The 19837-nt window shown below is 67.6% G+C and carries 19 protein-coding genes; 12 read left to right on the forward strand and 7 right to left on the reverse strand.

The genetic code is table 11. From position 1 onward, the window contains the following. Nucleotides 1-242: 242 nt before the first annotated feature. On the forward strand, nt 243-593 hold the full coding sequence (locus ACQPYK_RS23115; protein ID WP_433258306.1) for an FAD-dependent oxidoreductase: 351 nt from the start codon (nt 243-245) through the stop codon (nt 591-593). A gap of 397 nt (nt 594-990) precedes the next feature. On the opposite strand, the gene ACQPYK_RS23120 is transcribed toward ACQPYK_RS23115, so the two are convergent. After that, entirely contained in the window at nt 991-1908 is a 918-nt protein-coding gene (locus tag ACQPYK_RS23120) for a sulfotransferase domain-containing protein (protein ID WP_433258308.1), read from the reverse strand. Nucleotides 1909-2392: 484 nt separating this feature from the next. Here ACQPYK_RS23120 and ACQPYK_RS23125 point away from each other — a divergent pair, with 484 nt between their 5' ends. Together ACQPYK_RS23125 and ACQPYK_RS23130 are read left to right on the forward strand one after the other, a co-directional pair. Beyond that, nucleotides 2393-3028, forward strand: a complete 636-nt coding sequence (locus ACQPYK_RS23125; RefSeq protein ID WP_433258310.1) for a tyrosine-type recombinase/integrase — start codon at nt 2393-2395, stop codon at nt 3026-3028. Between the two features lie 2 nt (nt 3029-3030). Then, nucleotides 3031-3738, forward strand: coding sequence for a hypothetical protein (locus ACQPYK_RS23130; RefSeq protein ID WP_433258312.1), 708 nt, complete (start codon nt 3031-3033; stop codon nt 3736-3738). Between the two features lie 322 nt (nt 3739-4060). Here the strand turns inward: ACQPYK_RS23130 and ACQPYK_RS23135 are convergent, their stop codons facing one another. The 3 genes from ACQPYK_RS23135 to ACQPYK_RS23145 form a co-directional block, all read right to left on the reverse strand. Next, the gene (locus ACQPYK_RS23135) at nt 4061-4291 is read right to left on the reverse strand and encodes a hypothetical protein (protein WP_433258314.1); all 231 of its coding nucleotides are present in this window, start codon (nt 4289-4291) and stop codon (nt 4061-4063) included. 3 nt (nt 4292-4294) lie between these two features. Then, nucleotides 4295-4909 carry a hypothetical protein gene (locus ACQPYK_RS23140; protein WP_433258316.1) on the reverse strand — a complete coding sequence of 205 codons (615 nt, stop codon included), beginning with the start codon at nt 4907-4909 and terminating at the stop codon, nt 4295-4297. Between the two features lie 268 nt (nt 4910-5177). Continuing rightward, nucleotides 5178-5420 (reverse strand): hypothetical protein, encoded by a 243-nt coding sequence (locus ACQPYK_RS23145; protein WP_433258318.1) that lies wholly within the window; start codon nt 5418-5420, stop codon nt 5178-5180. 982 nt (nt 5421-6402) lie between these two features. Between ACQPYK_RS23145 and ACQPYK_RS23150 the strand changes: the two genes are divergently transcribed. After that, nucleotides 6403-6915, forward strand: a complete 513-nt coding sequence (locus ACQPYK_RS23150) for a reverse transcriptase domain-containing protein (protein WP_433258320.1) — start codon at nt 6403-6405, stop codon at nt 6913-6915. Nucleotides 6916-7163: 248 nt separating this feature from the next. Next, nucleotides 7164-7664, forward strand: a complete 501-nt coding sequence (locus ACQPYK_RS23155; RefSeq protein WP_433258322.1) for a group II intron maturase-specific domain-containing protein — start codon at nt 7164-7166, stop codon at nt 7662-7664. Between the two features lie 99 nt (nt 7665-7763). Here ACQPYK_RS23155 and ACQPYK_RS23160 read toward each other — a convergent pair whose 3' ends face one another. Next, a complete protein-coding gene (locus ACQPYK_RS23160) occupies nt 7764-8429 on the reverse strand; it encodes a C39 family peptidase (RefSeq protein ID WP_433258324.1) in 666 nt (221 codons plus the stop codon). 398 nt (nt 8430-8827) lie between these two features. On the opposite strand from ACQPYK_RS23160, the gene ACQPYK_RS23165 reads away from it, so the two are divergent. Continuing rightward, nucleotides 8828-10117, forward strand: a complete 1290-nt coding sequence (locus tag ACQPYK_RS23165; RefSeq protein ID WP_433258326.1) for a DUF4158 domain-containing protein — start codon at nt 8828-8830, stop codon at nt 10115-10117. Nucleotides 10118-10282: 165 nt separating this feature from the next. After that, nucleotides 10283-10768, forward strand: coding sequence for a hypothetical protein (locus tag ACQPYK_RS23170; protein WP_433258328.1), 486 nt, complete (start codon nt 10283-10285; stop codon nt 10766-10768). Nucleotides 10769-10778: 10 nt separating this feature from the next. Here ACQPYK_RS23170 and ACQPYK_RS23175 read toward each other — a convergent pair whose 3' ends face one another. After that, complete coding sequence (locus ACQPYK_RS23175; protein ID WP_433258330.1) at nt 10779-11813, reverse strand: tyrosine-type recombinase/integrase; 1035 nt, start codon at nt 11811-11813, stop codon at nt 10779-10781. A gap of 287 nt (nt 11814-12100) precedes the next feature. Here ACQPYK_RS23175 and ACQPYK_RS23180 point away from each other — a divergent pair, with 287 nt between their 5' ends. From ACQPYK_RS23180 to ACQPYK_RS23200, 5 genes are read left to right on the forward strand one after another with little or no spacing between them, the layout of a single operon-like run. Further along, a complete protein-coding gene (locus ACQPYK_RS23180) occupies nt 12101-12493 on the forward strand; it encodes a GntR family transcriptional regulator (RefSeq protein WP_081453447.1) in 393 nt (130 codons plus the stop codon). Continuing rightward, nucleotides 12490-13377, forward strand: coding sequence for an ABC transporter ATP-binding protein (locus tag ACQPYK_RS23185; protein ID WP_433258332.1), 888 nt, complete (start codon nt 12490-12492; stop codon nt 13375-13377). The genes ACQPYK_RS23180 and ACQPYK_RS23185 overlap by 4 nt, the downstream gene beginning before the upstream one ends. After that, on the forward strand, nt 13374-14420 hold the full coding sequence (locus ACQPYK_RS23190) for an ABC transporter permease (RefSeq protein ID WP_433258334.1): 1047 nt from the start codon (nt 13374-13376) through the stop codon (nt 14418-14420). Before ACQPYK_RS23185 ends, ACQPYK_RS23190 begins: the two co-directional genes overlap by 4 nt. After that, the gene (locus ACQPYK_RS23195; RefSeq protein ID WP_433258336.1) at nt 14417-15835 is read left to right on the forward strand and encodes a S41 family peptidase; all 1419 of its coding nucleotides are present in this window, start codon (nt 14417-14419) and stop codon (nt 15833-15835) included. Before ACQPYK_RS23190 ends, ACQPYK_RS23195 begins: the two co-directional genes overlap by 4 nt. A 15-nt stretch (nt 15836-15850) precedes the next feature. Then, nucleotides 15851-17005 (forward strand): alpha/beta hydrolase family protein, encoded by a 1155-nt coding sequence (locus tag ACQPYK_RS23200; protein WP_433258338.1) that lies wholly within the window; start codon nt 15851-15853, stop codon nt 17003-17005. Between the two features lie 244 nt (nt 17006-17249). Here ACQPYK_RS23200 and ACQPYK_RS23205 read toward each other — a convergent pair whose 3' ends face one another. After that, nucleotides 17250-19829, reverse strand: coding sequence for a Tn3 family transposase (locus tag ACQPYK_RS23205; RefSeq protein WP_433258340.1), 2580 nt, complete (start codon nt 19827-19829; stop codon nt 17250-17252). Nucleotides 19830-19837 lie beyond the last annotated feature (8 nt).

Raw genomic sequence — 19837 nt, forward strand, 5'->3', positions numbered from 1 at the left:
CGGCTCGATCACCCTGTGGCCTGGCAGCACGTCGATCCTGCGCGAGATCGACATCTACCCGGGCGGCGTGCGCCTCACCACGCTCGACGCCTGGAGCCCTGAGGGTAAGAAGCAGTTCGCGGTGGACCTGACCGCGATGGAGCGGCGCTTCGGACCTCTGGAGGGGCGACCCCGACGCGCTGGACAAGGTCAGGAAGCTCTTCGGCCACTACCAGGGCCAGACCCAGGACGTGCTGGAGGCGATGACCGAGCTGGAGGGCTTCGGGCACGTCGTCCACAAGGTGCCGAAAGTCTGGGGCGCCGGTCCCATCACGCTGGTCGGCGACGCGGCCCACTCGATGCCTCCCACCGGCGCCCATGGCACCAACCAGGCGCTGGAGGACGTCTGGGCGCTGTCGCGCTCAATCACCGGCGACCTCCGGGCCTACGAGCGCGACAGGGCGCGCATCGCGAATCGCTCGAGCAGCTTCGCCGGGTCGGAGATGGCGAACAAGCCCAACCCGATGGCCGGCATCATGACCGACCGCATCGCGACCAAGGCCTACGCCTGGCTGATCCGGCGTACCTCGGGCTATCTCTTGACAGCTTCCTGAGCCCGACCCGACGATCGCGTAATACGCAACAAGCGGGTGAATATCGGGGTTGAGGAACCTGGGGACAGCCGTTGGCGCTGAGAACGATCTTGTGGTGTTGTTCCTGCTCGGTCGAGGTCCCGGCCCCTTTGCGTCGTGCAGCCTCGCCGCGAGTTGTCGGCAGGGTTTACGCCCTCGGTAGGCCGGGGTTTTGGCGGTGGGCCGTCGTACGGTGCGCGGGACCGGAATGGTGCGGGAACCGGCGCCGGGGCGGCGACCTGCGGTGATGCGGTTTTAGAGGTCAGGCAGGGCTGACGCACTGTCGGGCCGGCCCGTCAGCGCCGAGGTCCCATGATCGTTCTCAGCGCCAACGGCTGTCCCCAGGTTCCTCAACCCCGGATACCGCCGGACGGGGATCTCAGTCGATCGGCTCGCGATGCACCCACTCGACGAGATCGTCGGACGCGAGCGCCCGCACGCGCGCGGCGTACCGGGCGAGGTCGGCGTCGTCGAGGAGGTCGCGCCACTGGCCGCTCGTGCCGCGGCTGAAGAACGCGGCGGGATCGATCCAGTGCTCCGGACCGCCGGCGGGGACGGTCGTGTCGGCCCTGCTGCGCATCGACTCGAACGTCGCCGCCTGGACCAGGCGGGGCCATCGGTGCTCGTCGACGTCGATGCCGAGGCGCGCGGCCATCTGCCGCATCTGCCCCTCCAGGTCGGCCTTTAGATCGTCGTAGTGCAAGTACACGACGTCGAGATCGTCGGCGGCGTCCCGGAACGTCTGCAGGTGCTCTACAGTGCGCCGCAGCGACGACCCGACCTGCGTCGATGGTGTCTCGTCGTCGACCCACTGCCAGAAGCGGTCCCGCTCGCCGTCGGGGCGCGGCCGCGGTGGCCGCAATGGTCCGAGCTCGATACCGTCGATCGCGGCCGCCCGTTTGCGTTGGCTGATGAACGCGCCGATGTCGGTGTTGTCGATATGGCGGTCGATCGACAGCCCCACGTCGCGCGGGTCCCGCCCGACGCAGATGTACGTGACCGTCGGATCGTTGGGTATCCCGTCGAGCGGCGTGTGGGTCTTGATGAACCGGCGGTGCGTCTGGGCTTTCAGGTCCGCGAACACGTCTGTGCGGGCGCGAGTCACCATGTCGATCCACGGCGAGAGCGTGTCCAACGGGAGCGGGAGCTCCGGTTCCTGCAGTATGAGCAGGGCGCAGATCATCTGCGTCCACGTCGTCCCGCACTTTGGCGGGGTGCTGATGATGATGTCGCCGGGGCGGAGCTCGAAGCCGTCCCAGCGGTTGCTGTCGTACATACTCGTCTCGTAGCGGCGCACGGCCGTCATCCTTGCAGCGGATCCGATCCCGTGAGGCCCAGATGATTCACCGCACGACATCCTGCCGAGGGCTCAAGACTGAGGTTCCGAAGGGCGTCGCGCAACAGTACGTAGCGCAGCACCCGCCCATAATGTCCGATCTCGAACACTCCGCGAGGGCATCATGAAGGCCAGAGGATGAGCGCCGAACGGCGGCTACGCGCGCGTCTACCTGGACGCCAATCACGCTAGGTAATCGCGTTGCCGCCACCGGGCAGCTCGGTATGGCCGCTCCCGGACAGATCCGGCTGGCCGTCGTGAGCCCAGGTCAGCGGTCCATTGCCACCTGCCGTCGGGGTGCGGTCAGAACTGGCAACCATCAACTTCGCTGAAGCTCGGGGTGCGGTCGCCACTCACGAACAAGTGCGGTCGGTAGTTGCAAGCAAAACCAGCCGGTCATCGATCACCACATCGAGACCCTGGACTGCCTCCCACACCATGTGCGATGGAACGGAATCCGGCGTTAACCATGTCCGGAGGACCGCAATGTCAGGGGCTCACTGACCAGCGGGAACCCCTGTTAACGCCGGATTCCGTTCCAAATCTCTCTGACCCCCGCTTCCTGTTCGCCCTGCTCTGGGACACCGGCGTTCGGATCGGCGAAGCGCTCGGCCTGCGTCACGCCGACCTCGCCGCTGCTGAACGCGAGATGACAGTGCGGCCACGGATCAACGACAACGGTGCCCGCACCAAGTCCCAGCAGTCGCGGACGATTCCGGTCAGCGCAGAACTGGTCCGTCTCTATGCCGACTACCTGCACGGCGAATACGGCGACCTGGACAGTGACTACGTCTTCGTCAACCTCTGGGCCGAGCCTCACGGCCACCGGCTGACCTACGCGGCGGTCTATGACTTGGTGCGGCGGCTGCGCCGGCGGACCGGCATTGATTTCGACCCGCACTGGTATCGCCATACCGCCGCGACCCGACTGCTGCGCGACGGTGTCTCGATCGAGGTGGTCTCCAAGCTGCTGGGCCACGCCGACATCGCCACCACCCTGGACATCTACGGGCACCTGACCGTTGAAGACACCCGCAAGACGATGGAAGCGGCAGGCTGGTTCACTGGCCGAGAGGTATAGCTGTGACGACCGGTTTCTCAGGCATTAACGCAGAGCGTCCTGACCTGACAGCGTATGCCGGAGGGCGTGCGCAAGAGGGGCGCCAAGGCCGTGGTTGGGACGCCGAATACAGCCGGGACGTCTGGCGGCTGCGTGAGTTGGGGCTGCAGCACTCAGATCTGGCGCACATTCGATTCGACGGCATATCTCAGCCCTGGCTGCGGGAACTGGCCAAAAAGTGGGCCCGATGGCGGCTTGTCACCGGACTGCACCCTGTCACAGCGAACTTGGGCACGAAGGTAATCGCCCGCTTCAGCGAATTTCTCACCGTGACTGGCGTCACTCGGCTTGACCAGGTGGATCGGCCGCTGCTGGAGCGTTACTTGGCCGACCTTCATGCTCAGTACGCGGGCACAGCCCGAAGCGCCCACCACTTGAGCATCGGGCAGCTGAACACGTTCTTCACCGCCATCCGTCGGCACAGCTGGGACGCCAGCCTGTCGACGACCGCTGTGTTCTTTCCCGAGGACTATCCCAAGCGCGCCGCGCGGTTACCTCGGGCCTTGAGCGAACTAGTGATGGCCCAACTTGAGCGCCCCGACAACCTCGACAGATGGAACAACGCGGAATACCGGCTGATCACCCTCATCCTGATGAGAGGCGGCCTGCGGATCACCGACGCGATCCGCCTACCCGGGGTTGAGGAACCTGGGGACAGCCGTTGGCGCTGAGAACGATCTTGTGGTGTTGTTCCTGCTCGGTCGAGGTCCCGGCCCCTTTGCGTCGTGCAGCCTCGCCGCGAGTTGTCGGCAGGGTTTACGCCCTCGGTAGGCCGGGGTTTTGGCGGTGGGCCGTCGTACGGTGCGCGGGACCGGAATGGTGCGGGAACCGGCGCCGGGGCGGCGACCTGCGGTGATGCGGTTTTAGAGGTCAGGCAGGGCTGACGCACTGTCGGGCCGGCCCATCAATGCCGAGGCCCCATGATCGTTCTCAGCGCCAACGGCTGTCCCCAGGTTCCTCAACCCCGGGTACATCGACGTACGGTCGATCAGGTCACTCGAAAACCCGCCAGGCAAACGGGTCATGCCGATCGTCAGGCATCGGGACAATGATCTTGCTGTTCATCCCGGTGCCGATGACCGTCCCCGGCCTGAGCAGCAGATTCCCCACCGAGCGTTCGCCCGGACAATCGCCGCACCAATCCATTGCGTGCTGGCCGTGCTCACACCGATCCAGGTCCAGGAGAACCGAGGCCAGGAGGCGCATGCGCTCGTCGTGGTCCATCCCTCACGCCTCGGCCGATGCGACGCGGGTGATGTCGTGTTCGGGCACGCCGAACTCGCGGCCGTCCTCCAGCAGGACCACATACGGCAGCGGCGTCGGGTACGGGCGGACCTTCACGACCCGGGCGAGCGTGCCGCTCGGGACGTCGAATCGGACGCCTGCGTCCTCGCCCTCGTCGGCCAGGTCCTCATCGAGGTAGGACACGTGCTGTGCGACCAGGAGCCGCACGCGGTCGCCGGTCGCGAACGCGCGGGCCGGGCGGGACGGCTGGGCCCACCGCTCGTGGGCGGACTGGCGGCTGATGCCGACCGCGGCGCCGATGTCGGCCCAGGAGCGGCCGTCCTCGCGCGCGGCGCGTACCGCGTCGTCCAGCCGGGTGTGGGCGTCGTTGAGGGCGCGGGCCTCGATGCGCACGGCGGTCAGGGTCTGCGGGGTCAGGTGGCCGATCCACTCGGCGTGCAGGGCGTCGGCGACCTCGGCCGGGGCGTCGCCGTAGGGGCTGGGGTCGGGGTCGTGGATGCGGCGGCCGGCCGGGTCGTGCTCGCCGGGGGGCCACCCGCTGCCACAGCGGTCCGCGCCAGCCGCACTCGCACAGGGCCCGCCAGCCGATCGCCTCACGGCCGTCGACCTCCTCGGGCTCGCCGATGGCGGCGGCCAGCCGGCCGGGGCCGGGCGGGAAATGGCGCACGGTGGCGCCGCCAGATCGGGAGCCGACCGAGAACCGGCTCCCGGGGAATTCGGCTGCGTCCCAGCCGTCGTGCTCGGCGTCCTCGTTCGTTCAAGCCATGCGCTCCTCCTCGCGTCAGGGTCTCCTGACGTCGGCAACCGGTTCGCCGGAATCTGCGGGATTTTCCAACTCCCGGGAATGGCTATTTCCGTCGTAGCATCACCAGTGGCATGACTCGTGGGGGTTGCCGTGCGAGACGATCTGCTGGTGGTCGGCTTCGACCTCACCACGGGACGCGAGGTGCACGTTGCCGAGCGTCCGGCGGAGTTCTGGCGGCAGCTCGGCTACGGCGCGGCGGGGACGCTGGTGTGCTTCTTCTGCTTCCACGGCATCGACGCCGCGCCGGGCACCCACGTGCCGCTGGTAACCAGAGGCCGCTTGGGCGGCCAAGTCCGTACGCATTTCGCCCACCCACCCGGCCAAGCGCCCGCGGGCGGTCACCACCCCGAGACGATCTGGCACCTATCGACCAAGCTGCAGCGTCTGCGGCCACCCCCTCGACCCATGGCTGGCCACCCTCGGCCGCCACACTGGATGCGGACCGCGATGGGACACGCCACCCCAGTAAGGCGCCGACCCGTTTCCGCCTTCCGCGCAGGGGGGCACCGCCATACCCGACAGTGTGAGAGTTCTGTCCGATGACCGGAACCGCATCTGTGCAGGTCGGCCACCTGGCGTTGGCAGGGGCGGCAATCCGGTCCCCACGCGGTGCGACAGTCTTTCGCCGAAACCCCGGCCCTGGGCCTCGCTGTCCGACCTGGGGTTTCAGGCAGGCGTGGCCTGTTTCTGCCGTATTCGTGTGTCCTGAACGTGAAGGAGAGTTCGATGTAGGCGAATGATCTGGAGCGATGCTGCTCGGATGATGAAGGTCTTGGCCCTTCGGAGCCGCCCTGCGGAGGGAGGCTTCAAACCGCCTCATGCCGCGTTTGCCGAAGACAGTCGTGGTGAGCGATGAGGAAAAGGCGTCGAAAAGGCGTCAGATGGGGACCGGGAAAGCGAACGCGAGTGAACCACTGATGACGTGTCGAAAGCAGAACAGATGACACCGAAACCGGAGAGTGAATACGACTCCGGGATAAAGCCTGGCGGGAGTCCGCTTACTGGCCAGGCGGTGTCCGGCATGGAGGTGGCGCGAGCCCGGTCTGCGGCGTTCGAGCGGAACAGGAGAAGGCGCGTCTGGAAACCAGCCCGTCATCGCGGGCGAACAGGGGACAGTCGCGTCGTGGGGCATCCCGATGGCGGCGTCAGAGTACCCGCTTGCCAGGCGTGCCGGCGGACCGGCCCGTAGTAGTGATGAAGGTCCTGTAATGGGACTGGAGCGAAGGGGCCGGGTTGTTCATGACTCGTTTATCCGATCAACCGGAGAAACTCCGAAAGGAGTCGCGTGAACGGGTTGAAAGCACCAGACAAGCCGTTTGAGATCTCGAAACGCGCTGTCCAAGTAGCGGGGGAGAAGGTCAAGGCGAACAAGGGCACAGCCGGAGTGGACGGAGTGTCCATCGAGGAATTCGAGAAAGATCCGAAGGGCAACCTCTACAAGATCTGGAACCGAATGTCCTCGGGGACCTATCTCCCGCCACCGGTCCAGGCTGTGGAGATCCCGAAGGCGCATGGCGGTGGCACGAGGATCTTGGGCGTGCCCACCGTGGCCGACCGGATCGCGCAGACGGTCGTGGCCGGAGCCCTGGAGCAGAGGGTCGAACCGATCTTCCACCCGGACTCCTATGGCTATCGGCCGCGCCGCTCAGCGCTGGATGCGGTCGAGACCTGCCGGCAGCGGTGCTGGGAGTTCGACTGGGTCGTCGAGTTCGACATCCAGAAGTTCTTCGACTCCGTGCCGTGGGACCTTGTGAAAGCGGTCCAGGCGCACTGCGATCTGCCGTGGGTGGCGCTGTAGGTGAAGCGGTGGCTTGCCGCCTCCGCTGGCGCTACCCGACGGGACCTTGCACGGTCGAGACCGCGGAACCCCGCAAGGGTCGGCGATCTCGCCCGTCCTGGCGAACCTGTTCCTGCACTAGGCGTTCGACGTCTGGATGTCCCGGCAATTTCGGGGACTGGCGTTCGAGCGCTATGCCGACGACGCCGTCGTGCACTGCTCCAGCCTGGAGCGGGCCGAACGGGTGCTCGCGGCGATCAAAGGGACGGATGGCCGAGGTCGGGCTTCAACTGCATCCCGACAAGACCAGGATCGTGTACTGCAAGGACGACCGGCGGCGCGGCGCGCATGAGCACACGTCGTTCACGTTCCTGGGGTTCACCTTCCGGCCGCGAGGAGTGCGCACGAAGACCGGAAAGATGCGCTGGGGCTTCAACCCGGCGATCAGCAGGGAAGCCTTGAAACAAATCAGCGCGACGGTGCGGGCCTGGCGGCTCCACCATCGCACAGGTTCCTCCGAACACGACCTCGCACGGCTGATCAACCCGGTCGTGCGGGGCTGGATGCGGTACTACGGAGCGTTCTATCGCTTCGCGCTGTATCCCCTCCTGGCCCGCATCAACGCCTACCTGATGCGGTGGTCGCGCAACAAGTACAAACGGCTCCGAGGCCGTCGGAAAGCCCAGGCCCAGTGGGAGACGGTCGTGAAGAAACGACCGAGGTTCTTCGCCCACTGGATCTGGGTGAACACAGTCCCGACCGTCTGGTGACCAGGACGACAAGAGCCGTGTAACGAGAGATCGTTACGCACGGTTCTGTGGGAGCCCCGGGCGGAGACGCCCGGGGCGACCCGACCGGTGGCACTCCTTCTACTTCTTGACGGGCTGGTAGATGCCCCAGCGGCTGTAACCGGGAGCGTGGTTGGTCGAGAAGGAGGCCTTCGCGAGCTGTGCCCAGGTGATGCGGTGCTCGCCGCCGTCACCCGTGTAGTTATTGGGATCCCAGACGGTGAAGGTCTTCGCCTCCTTGTCATAGCCGTGAACGATCATGACGTGACCGACGTTCTTCCGGCCGAAGTCGACGTCCCTGTACCAGGGAAGCCGGTCGAGGAAGACCTGGACCGGAACGGCCTTGCCCAGGGTGCCGATGCTGTGGGTGAGCCGCTGGCCCAGACGCTTGGAGCTGTACGTGTCCGATGAGGGCACATAGGTGTACCCGGTCTTCTTGGAGTATGCGTTCAGCACCCGCAGGATGTTATCGGCGAGCGAGCCGTCCTTGTTGGTTCGCATCTTCTTGGCCAAGGTGGCTTGGTTGACCTTGATACCGAGCGTGCGCAGAGCGATCGAAGCCGATGCCGGGGCGCACCAATACTCCGTGGCCTGGAAGACGCCCTTGATCGTGAGCATGGCCCGCGTAGGCGACGCGGACGCTTGCGCGGTGGCGCTGCCGGCAGGGGCTTGGGTGGCCAGCGCGCTCGCTGGATGGAGGGCGATGAAGGCTGAGGTCAGGACTGCGCTTGCCAGAAACTTTTTCACGCGGGCTATCTCCGGGGTTAGTCATGAAAAGTCCTGTTCGGCACCCTATGTGATCTTGCCTGCCGCGACGATCGGCTTGACGAAGTTGGGGTGCCACCAGAATACGGCGAAAACGGGCCGTGCTGGGACGCACCGGACAGAACCGAAACTCTGTCCGGTTCCCGAGACGGCGTCTGACCAGGTCAGCGCAGCCAGACCACTGAGGGAACCAATCCGGCCCCACGCCGGGTATGGCTATCCACAGCCGAAACCTCGGCTTCCGGCTCCACCGCCTGGCCAGCCCTATTAGGGGTGTTGGTAAGAACCGTGACACCCACCGCCAAATAGTTGATCATGGTTTTGGGGCTGTCGCCGGGGGGTGACCGCCGTAATGATCTGCGGCTGTGAATCGATCCTCGTTGAATCTTGGGGACCTGGTTGAGCACTGGACGCTGGTCGGTGCCGAGCAGGGCCTGGTCGCGGTCAAACACCGCGACACGCAGCTCGGGTTCGCGCTGCTGCTGAAGTTCTACGGCCGGTTCGGGCGCTTCCCCCGGGGCCGGGCCGAACTGCATGACGACGCGGTGGAGTTCGTCGCCCGCCAGCTCAAGGTCGATGCCGCCTCGCTGGGCTTTTACGAGTGGAGTGGCCGCACCATTGAGCGGCACCGGGCGGAGATCCGCGCCCACCACGGGTTCCGCCAGTGCACGGTCGCTGATGCGGACAAGCTGATCGACTGGCTGGCCGGCGTGTACGCGCCAAAGGAACGCCGCTATGAGCTGGTCAGGGACGCGCTGCTGGCCGAGCTCCGGGTCCGGTCGATCGAGCCGCCGACTCCGGACCGCCTGGAGCGGATCGTGCGCTCAGGGCTGCACCGGGCCGAGAAGATCCTCGCCGAGCGGATCGCGGGACGGCTGCCGGCCGAGGTGCGGGCGCGGCTGCTGGTGCTGGTGCAGCTGGCCGAGGGGGGCGACGAGGACGCCGACCCGAGCGCGTGGGCGCTGATCAAGGCCTCAGCGGGGAACGTGAGCCTGGCGTCGATGCTGACCGAGGTCTCCCGGCTGGAAGCGGTGCGCGCGATCGGGCTGCCGGCGGGCCTGTCCGCCGACGTGGCGCCGAAGGTGCTGGCCGCCTGGAGGGCCCGGGCCGCGGTGGAGTCGCCCTCACACCTGCGTGATCACAGCGACGAGCTGACCGTGACGCTGCTGGCGGCGCTGGTGCACTGCCGCGCCTGGGAGATCACCGACGCGCTGGTCACGCTGCTGCTACGCACGGTGCACGCGATTCAGGCCCGCGCGGATCGGCGGGTGACCAAGCAGCTGGTGGCCGAGTTCAAGCGGGTGCATGGCAAGGAGGGCCTGCTGTTCCGGGTCGCCGAGGCGGCCTCCGCCCGGCCGGATGACACGGTGCGCCAGGTGGTGTTCCCGGTCATCGGCGAGGACAACCTGCGCAACCTGGTGGCCGAGTACAAGTCGTCGGGGTCGACGTATCGGCGCACGGTGCAGCACACCTACCGGGCCTCCTCCTCCAACCACTACCGCAAGGGCCTGATCGCTCTGCTGGAGGTGCTGGAGTTTCGCTGTGACAACTCCCACCGGCCGGTGCTGGACGCGCTGGCCCTGGTACATCGCTACCGCGCCGCCACGGACTTGACCTATTACCCGGCCGGGGAGGGGTGCTGGGACCATCCGGCTGAAATTGAACGCTAAGCCTCCCGCCGCAGGTCAAGATGGGTAGAGTTCCGGTGGTGTGTCCGGTGGCCAACTGTGCTCACGATGTGGCGAATGGGCCCTATTTGTAGATCGTGGGTTGGATGCCACCGGTACTCTTGGGAGAGATCACCGCTCATGGCGGGATACATCACGAGGAGCCAGGTGAGCGACAGCGCGGCCGCCGATTCCACCGACCTGCCCGCTGAGACGATCGCGCCTGTAACGCCGTTTGAGCCGGTGCGCATCGTGCCGACCCGCCCGGATGGCTGGCCCGACTGGCTGGGCCGCAGGCCAATCAGCTCAACTGACCGCGACAAGATCCTTAGTGCTCTGCGCCTCGATCAGGATGAGCAGAACGCCGTGGAGCGCCGCGACAGTCTCCAGCGCGCACCGCTGTTCTCCTGTCTGACGATCGAGGGCTTCGGCGGTCAAGACGACCCTCGTAAGATCACTCGGTTGCGCGCCAGTATCAACGCGGCGTGCCGTGTGGCCGCTGGTGACCGGCGAACCAGCTACCACGCCACTGATGAGCGCATCACGATCGGGATCGCCGGCCTCGACGCCCGTGAACGCATCGCTGACCTGCGTCGGCAGCTCGCCCGGATGGGCCGCAACCGGGGCTGGACGATCACCGAGGACCTGCGCTGATCCTGGCCGCTCAGATGGACCGGCGGCGAGCGGCGGGGTCGCGCCCGGCCATGTGGTCGGCGACGGCGTCGACGCCGGGCCTGGCGTAGCGTTCCAGGGATCGGACGGAGGCGTGCCGGGAGCGGGCGAGCAGGGTGGGCGTGTTGGTGCCGTCCTCTGCTTCGTGGGTGAGGGCGGAGTGGCGAAGTTGGTGCAGCGTCCAGCCGCCGCGTAGTTCGAGTTCGGCTGCGTCGACGATCCCGGGGTGTGCCAGCGGCCGGGTGAGGGCCTCGAACAGCTCGGCGGCGCGCCGGTAGGACAACCGTCCGCGTCCGGTGAGCTTGCACACGTCTGTGGTCGGGGTACAGGCGGGAGCTTTGCGGTCGGTGAGGAAGAGCGGGCCGCGAGCGCGGCCTTTGAGCAGGCGGGGCAGGAGTTGAGCGGTGCCCGATTGCCAGTGCACCCAGTCGGTCGCGCCGTCTTTGGACAGGACTCGGCCGCGTTTGTCGGCCGGCAGGAGGTCGGCGATGTCGAGGGTGAGAATCTCCTGCGCTCGGGCGCACGTCTCATACAGCATCTTCAACGGGGTCTTCTCCCGGACGCCGACCTTGAGATCGAACAGGGCGGCGAGCTGATCGCGGGACAGGGCCTTGGTCCGGTCGGGCGGAGCGGGCCGTCGTTCGATGCCGAGAATCGGGTTGTCGGCGAGCCAACCGCGATTGCGCCACCAGCCGATGGCGGCCTTCATGATCGACAGCTCCCGGTTAGCGGTGTCGGCGTCCACGAGGCGGGACCGCTCAACGAAGGCTCCGGCGAGGAGCTGGGAGGTCGCCGGATCGGCGAGCGCCGCGAACCTGGTCGCGGGTGCCTGGGCGGCGCGGCGGTCCTTACCGAGCGGCGGTTGCTGTCCGCAGGCGAGCCAGGCCCACGTCGTCAACGAGATGCGATAGATCCGCTTGGATGACTCGCCGATCCCGGCCGAGCGCAGATAGGCCTCGACCGCGTCGCCGTACGTCTCGGGGCGATCTTGGCCGAGGGGGATCACGTCGGCGGTGCCGGCACTCATCTTTTCCAGCCTTCTGTTCTGCCGCAGTAAATGCGTACACCTCGACCTCGGTCACCGAGAGAGACAGTGCAGGTCGGTATGGCCGCGATCATGAGCTTGCCGCAGTAAATCCGGTATTTACTGCGGCAGCCATTCGACGAGGCAGGGGAAAGATCCGCCCCGGCGTAAGGGCTGAGGAGCGATGGACCGCTTCGGGCGCCACCGGGCGAGGCCTATACAGCGATCCTTATGATCCTTTAACATCTGGGACTCTAAAGTACTAGCAGGCTAGATAAATGGAGAAGCCGGTGATCGAGTTCCATCTGGACGGCAGGTCGGGTGTTTCGCCGTACCTGCAGCTGGTCCAGCAAGTACGGCACGCGCTACGGCTCGGCGTGCTGCGCGAGGGCGACCAGATGCCGACCGTCAAGGAGGTGGTGGCGCACTTGGCGATCAACGCCAACACCGTCCTGAAGGCCTACCGGGAGCTCGAACACGAGGGCCTGGTCGCCGCCCGGCCGGGGGTGGGGACGTTCGTGACGGCGACGCTCACCAACGCCTCGCTGGCCGCGCACGGCCCGCTGCGGCTGGAACTGCAGCGCTGGCTGGCCAAGGCCCGCCGGGCCGGCCTCGACGACGAAAGCATCGAGGCCCTCTTCATGACCACCTTTCGGACCACCGCTCAGGAGGACATAGCGTGACTTCTGTCCTGCAGGCCCAGGCACTGGGCAAGAAATACGGCAAGCGCTGGGCGCTGCGTGAGTGCACCATCGACATCCCTGCCGGGCACGTCGTCGGGCTGGTCGGCCCCAACGGAGCCGGCAAGACCACGCTGCTGAAGCTGGCCAGCGGCCAGCTCGAACCGACGGCGGGCGGCATCACCGTGCTCGGCGGCCGGCCAGGAAGCACGCCCGCGCAGCTGGCCAGGATCGGGTTCGTCGCCCAGGACACCCCCGTCTACGCCGGGCTGAGCGTCGCCGACCACCTGCGGCTGGGAGCGCGGCTCAACCCCCGCTGGGACGCCACCATGGCGCGGGACCGTATCGCGCAACTCGGTCTTGTCCCCGCCCAGCGGGCGGGCAAGCTGTCCGGCGGCCAGCGCGCCCAGCTCGCCCTCACCCTGGGCCTAGCCAAACGCCCCGAGCTGCTGATCCTGGACGAGCCGGTGGCCTCGCTCGACCCGCTGGCCCGCCGCGAATTCCTGCAGGGACTGATGGAAGCCACCGTCGAGCACAAGTTCAGCGTGCTGCTCTCCTCCCACCTGGTCTCCGACCTGGAGCGGACGTGTGACTACCTGATCGTGCTCGTCGACTCCCGCGTCCAGGTCGCCGGGGAGACCGACGAGTTGCTGGCCACCCATCACCGGCTCACCGGCCCGCGCCGCGACCCCGACCGGCTCCCCGCCGACCAGTACGTGGTCTCCGCACGCCACACCGACCGGCAGAGCACGTACGTGATCCGCACCGACGCCCCGATCCACGACCCCGCCTGGACGGTCACCCAGCTCAGCCTGGAGGACCTCGTCCTGGCCTACATGGACAAGCACACCGCCGACCAGCGAATCGCCCTGGAGGTGCAGCGATGATCTGGCTGACCTGGCGCCAGTTCCGCGGCTCGGCCGCGATGATGGCCGCCCTGCTCGTCATCCTCGCCGTCGTCCTGGCCCTGACCGGCCCCGGCTTGGCCTCCGACTACTCCGCCGGGATCGCCGCCTGTACCCAGGACAACACCTGCGACCGCTTCTACGACTGGTTCCTCGGCGGGCACGATACCTCGTTCATGGCCCTGACTCTCGTCGTGCTGCTCCTGCCCGCCCTCGCCGGGCTCTTCTGGGGAGCACCGTTGATCACCCGCGAGCTGGAGGCGGGCACGCACCTGATGGTGTGGAACCAGAGCATCACCCGCGGCCGCTGGCTGGCGGTCAAGCTCGGGCTCATGGGCTTGACCGCCGTGGCCTTCGCCGGCCTGTGCGGCCTCATGGTGACCTGGTGGTCCGACCCTCTGGACAAATCAGCCGCTGAGGGTTTGGCCCTGATGGCTCCCCTGGTGTTCGGCGCGCGCGGCATCGCCCCGATGGGGTATGCGGCCTTCGCCTTCGTCCTCGGCGTGGCCGTAGGCATGCTGGTGCGCCGCACACTGCCCGCCATGGCCCTCACCCTGGCCGTCTTCGCCGCGATCCAGCTCGCCATGCCGCTGCTGGTCCGGCCCCACCTGATGCCCCCGATCACCTCGACCTTCGAGCTCGGCAAGACGAACGTGGACGGCATCGGCATAAACCGGGACCGAGGCGGATATGTGGAGATTCGCCTGAAGTCGGCCGTTCCCGGCGACACCGGCGCGTGGGTCCTGTCCACCGCCCTCATCGACGCGTCCGGACGCACGATTGCCAGCGGCGACGATGAAGCCGCTGCCCAGGTCTCCACCACGTCAGGCCCCTGCGCACCGTCGGCGAGCGCCGGGGACAGCTGCATGGTCGAGATCAACCGGCTCGGCTACCGGCAGAAGGTGACCTACCAGCCCCTTGAGCGTTTCTGGCCCTTCCAGTGGATCGAGACCGGGATCTACGCCCTGCTCACCCTCGGCCTCACGTGGTCGTCCTTCTGGTGGCTCCGCAGGCGCCTGTCATGACCGTCATCAGGACCGCGGCCGCCGGGCTCGCCCTGCTCCTGGCGGCGGCGTGCACGGCGCCGACGCCGCCGCGCAGCGAGGCGAGCCCGGCAGCCGGTACGGCCTGCGCACGGCCCCAGGGGGCTCCCGGGGCGGAGACGGCCACCACGATCGACGTGATCGAGCAGGCCTACTTCTGCCTCCTCGGCACCTACTACAGCGGCGCCACGCTGGACGCCCGCTCGCTGCTGACCGCCGGATTCGTCGCCCTGACGCAAGAGCTCAACCGCGACGGGCGCGACGTGCCAGAGGCGGCCATGCCGGCGCTGAGCGGTGACCGGAAAGCCGACTGGGCCGCCTTTGATGCCGTCTATCGCAAGATCACCGATCAGGTTCCCGACCTTCGCGACAAGCTGGCCGTCGTCACCCTGGAGGCCATCGTGGCCGGCCTCGGCGACAATCACGCCCGCTGGACGCACGGCGTCCAGCAGCCACCCGACTACTACGACGGCGACGGCTACGGCCTGGGTCTGCAGGCGAACGTCAATGGTCCGCAGGTGGAGGGCAATCCCGGCACCGCCGTCGGCCCGCTGTTCGTCACCACCGTGCAGGGTGGCGCGGCGCAGGCCGCCGGACTGCGCCCGGGCGACCTCATCGAATCGATCAACGGATCGGCGCCCTTCATCGACGGCAAGGCCACCCCCGCGATCAACGCCCTCTACCCGCAATACCCGCAAGCCCGCCCGGTCCAGCTGCGGCTCCTGCGGCAGACCACCGGCCGCCGCTGGAACGTGACGCTCAAGCCCGGCCTCTACCAGCGGGATCTGGCCGCCCTGCAAGTGGTGCAGTCGAAGCTGCTGGACGACGACATCGCCTACGTACGGCTGCGCGGATTCGCGTCCGACTCCGCGAACAGGGTCCTCAAGGCGATCTCCAGGCTGCGCACCGGCCGGACCCTCACCGGCGTCGTGCTGGACCTGCGCGGCAACGGCGGCGGCAGCCCCGTGGAGGCGATCCGGCTGGTGAGCGCGTTCGGCCACGGCAAGGTCACCGCCTATCTGTGCACCGTGGACAACAAGTGCGAGGCCTTGCGGACCGACGACACCGTCGAGCTGCTCAACCTGCCGCTGGTGGTGCTCACCGACCGCAGCTGCGCCTCGGCCTGCGAGCACTTCAGCTCTGCGATCAAGGACCATCACCTCGGCCGGCTGGTCGGCACCAGAACCGCCGGCGTCATCTCCGGCCCGGCCGGGTCCTACCTGCTCGCCAACAACACCCTCCTGGGCTTCCCCGCCAGGCATCACCTGGGGCCCAATCGCGAGGTGATCGACAAGATCGGCGTGCCGCCCGACCACCACGTGCCGCTGACCCCGAAGGACGCGGCCGCCGGGCGCGACCCCGCCCTGGCCAAGGCCCTGACTTTGCTGCGCAAGTGAGGATGGATCATTGCGATGAGACAGCTCCTGGCCGTCGCCGCGGGACTGGCCGTCCTGGCCGCGTCCGCCTGCTCCGCGCCCACGCCGCCCCGATCCGCAAGTCCGTCGGCCACGCCGACCGGCCCGGCCGCCCTGCCCGCTCCCACCGGCGCCCATCCGGTCGGCACCACCGCCCTGTACCTGAAAGACGCCTCCCGCCCCGATCCCTGGAACCTCGACGTCGACGCCAGAGAGCTCAAGGTCACCCTGTGGTACCCGACCAAGCAGCGAGACGGGCAGCGGGCGCCGTACATGACGCCGAAGGAATCGGAGCTCACCCTGAGGCGCTTGGGGATCGGGGGCGTGCCGGACGACACGCTGAGCAAGGCGCGCACGAACGCCATCAAGGACGCCGAACCCGCGGGCCGGAACCTGCCGCTGGTGGTGATCTCCCCCGGCTTCACCAATCCGATGATCACTCTCACGTCCCTGGCCGAGGATCTGGCCAGCCGAGGGTACGTCGTGGCCGGGATCGACCACACCTACGAGAGCTACGCCACGACCTTCCCCGGCGGACGGGTCGCCGAATGCCTCGCCTGCGACAGCGACACCGACCCGGGCTTCGGCACGGGGGTGGTCGCGGGCCGGGCGGCCGACGTCTCCTTCGTGCTCGACCAGCTGACATCGAAATGGGACGGTTCCGACCGGATCGACCGCTCCAAAATCGCGATGGCAGGCCAGTCGATCGGCGGGGCCAGCGCCATGGCGACCATGCTGAAGGACCCCCGGGTGCGCGCCGGCATCGACATGGACGGCACCACCTACGCCCGGATCCCCAAGAGCGGGTTCTCCCGGCCGTTCATGTTCCTAGGCTCGCCGCAGCACGTCCCCGGCGGCCGCGACACTTCGTGGGAGCGCGACTGGAAGCTGCTGACCGGGTGGAAGCGCTGGCTCGTGCTGTCGGGCGCGGAACACCAGTCCTTCACCGACGTCCCGCTGATGGGGGGCGCACTCGGCATCACGCCCACCTACGGCGTTCTGCCCGCGGCGCGCGCCGCCGAGCTCACCCGCACCTACGTGGCAGCCTTCCTCGACCAGCACCTGAAGTCGCAGCGGCAGCCTCTCCTGGACAAGCCGTCATCACGCTACCCCGAGGTCACGTTCTGCCCCGCGACCTGCGGTCAATCCTGAGGCCCAGCACGTTCACGAAGCCATCGAGGGGATGCCGCCGCCTGCTCGACCTCTGCTGGTTCCTCACGCTCGGCCCCGGCGGACCCTTCGCCTCCCGTAACCCCGTCGGCGCCCTTCAACAGCAAGCAGAACGCGTCCTTCACCTACTCGCCTGAGCGAACAGAAGAAGGATTCACGCTCAGCCTCTGGAATGGGCGCCGTGATCTGCCCGGTCGTAGCGCGGGTGCGGGGATCTGCCCCCTCGTCATTGCTCCAGATCGTCGTCAGCGGTGGCGGGGTCACGCAGGTCACGCAACCGGCCAGGGCGGTCGGGCCGGTTGAACGGGTAGGAGCCCACGAAGTTGATGTGCTCCCACTGCAGCGGGGACAGGTGGGTTCGGATCTCCGGGCCGATCTTCATGCCGCCGGCCGCGAGTTTCTTCACTGCGGCGTCGATGTAGAGCGAGTTCCAGTAGAAGATCGCGTTCAATCCCAGGCCGAGCGCGCCGAGTTGGTCTTCCACGCCGCGTTCGTAGCCGCGCTTCAGCTGGCCCAGGTTGCCGAAGAACACCGCGCGGGCCAGTCCGTTGCGGCCTTCGCCGACATTCAGCTGGGCGCCCATCATCCGCCGGTAGTCCTCCAGGTGGGCCACGTGCAGCAGGTGCATCGACTTGAAGATCCGCCCATATTGCGCGAACGCGCGCCCCAGACTGGTGATGCGGCCCTCGGCCATCATCATCCGGATCAGATCATAGGCCCGCACCTGGTTGGTGACCAGCGACCCGGCGACCTGCAGCATGTCCGGCCAATGCTGCTTGATCGCCGCGATGTTCACCCGACGCAGGTTCAGCTCGTTCAACCGGCCGTACCCATTGGCCGACGGTGTGGTGCGCTTGTCGGCCAAGCCGATGTCGGCGGGGTCTATCCACCACTGCTGGGCGTCGGCGATGTCGGCGATGCGGGGCGCGAACTGGTAGCCGCAGATCGCGAACAGGCCGAACACGATGTCGGAGTAGGAGGCGGTATCGGTGGTGAGGATCCCCGGCTGCTCTTTGGCGTCCAAGCGGTGCAAGGCGTCCAGGATGAACAGCGAGTCGCGCATCGCGCCGGGCACCAGCAACCCGCCCAGGCCCATCACCCGGTCGGAGACCACCGCCAGCCAGGTGGCGCCCTTGGAGTGCTTGGATTGGCCGAAGTAGTGCGGGTTGGGCCGCCCGTACAGAGAACGGACCGGCACCACGAACCCCAGCCCATCGGCGGAGGCCACAAGCCCGCCACCCCAGTCTTCGCGGGCGATATCGATGTCGGCCTGCTTGGCGATCAACCGGCCCGACGCCGCGCCCATCCCCTCGTGCTGGAAGTACCCCTTCTCCACCCCGATCAGCCGATGCGGGCCCAGCGCGGGATCGCCGAGCTTGACCACCGGCTTCAACCCGACATTGCAGGAACGGGCCACCATCAGAGCGGCCAGACTGATGTCCAGGTCCGCCCGCCGCGACGTCGACCCGGAGATGTGCTCGAAGGCGTCGAACATGCCGGTGTGACCGTGCACCTCCAGCAGCAGTTCAGGGTAGTCGATGCGCGGCAGCATCGCCTTCACCGCCTGGTGCGCCGCCTCAAAGGCCTGCGGCAGCGGCGCGGCCTCCAGCTTTGCCAGGTTCAGCTTCCCGCCCTTGATCGTGATCGCTGGGTTGGCCTCCAGCCCGTCGGCCAAGCCCCGGTATACCTCATCCAGGTCGACCGCGAGTTTGCGCAGGTGAGCGTCGGGGTCGGCATCCAGCCTGAGCGCGGTCAAGATGCTGGGCGCGTGCACGCTCCACAGGGCGCCGGAGATGAGTTTGGCGCGCGGGTCACCGGTCTTGTCCGCGCCGACCGCGTACACGTCCTTGCTGCGCAGCGCCGACCACAGCGCCTCCAACAGGCAAAAGGTATAAGCGTGCCGATCGATCTGCTTGCCGCTCAGGTCGGGGTTGTCATACACCAACCGCCGCCACGACCCCGACACCAGCTCCTGATGCGCCTCGATGTGCCCGACACTCGCGTGCTTGCCGTAGGCCAACACCCGCGGCAGCCCCCGCAACGCCGCGATCACCGGGGCGCCAGCCTCGGTGCCGCCCCACGGGATCGTCTCAGCCAGCAACTCCACGAACCCGCGCACCGAGGCGAACCGGTTAGTCAGCTCGGCCCGCCACTCCAGATCGGCGTCGTCCTGCTCGGCCGGAAGAAACTCCTTGATCACCGCGAGCGCGGCCTCCAACTGCTCGATCGGCACCACCTGCGCGATCCGCGCGATCACCTCCGGCGCCGTCGTCACCCTCACCACCGGCTCAGACTCAGACCGCAATCCGTCTTCGGCCCGCTCGGACCTGTCCGGCTGGGTCATCGGGGTGTCCAACGCCGCCCGCAACGCCGATTCGGCCTGCAGCGCGGCTTTACGCAGCCGGGGCAACGATTTCAGCTTCGCCTTCTCCTCATCGCGGGCAGCGCGCGCCAGCAGCTTCGTCGCCATCAACAGATCGAACAGCAGCAACGCGTCGTCGACCGACACGCCTTCCAGATGCCGCATGGTCGCCAGCAGCGTTGCGACTCGGCGGGTGCCCTTGAGCCGTTCGATCTTCGGGGCCTTGGCGTGCATGCCGTAGGCGGCCAGCTCGGCCATCTTGACGGGAGCAACCCCGCCGGCGTCCACCGCGCCCGCGCCGAACGCCCACACCGTCGAGGACCGCCCCAAGGCCTCCTTCATCCCCAGTCCCGATACGTTCACCTGCCCGCCAACCTCGAGCCGGCCATGGCCTGCCACGACGCGGCCGCGTTGCCGGACGTCGAACTCGGCCTTGCCCGCCACCCCGGTAC

Source organism: Streptosporangium sp. CA-135522 (genome assembly GCF_050949235.1).
Lineage (GTDB): Bacteria > Actinomycetota > Actinomycetes > Streptosporangiales > Streptosporangiaceae > Streptosporangium.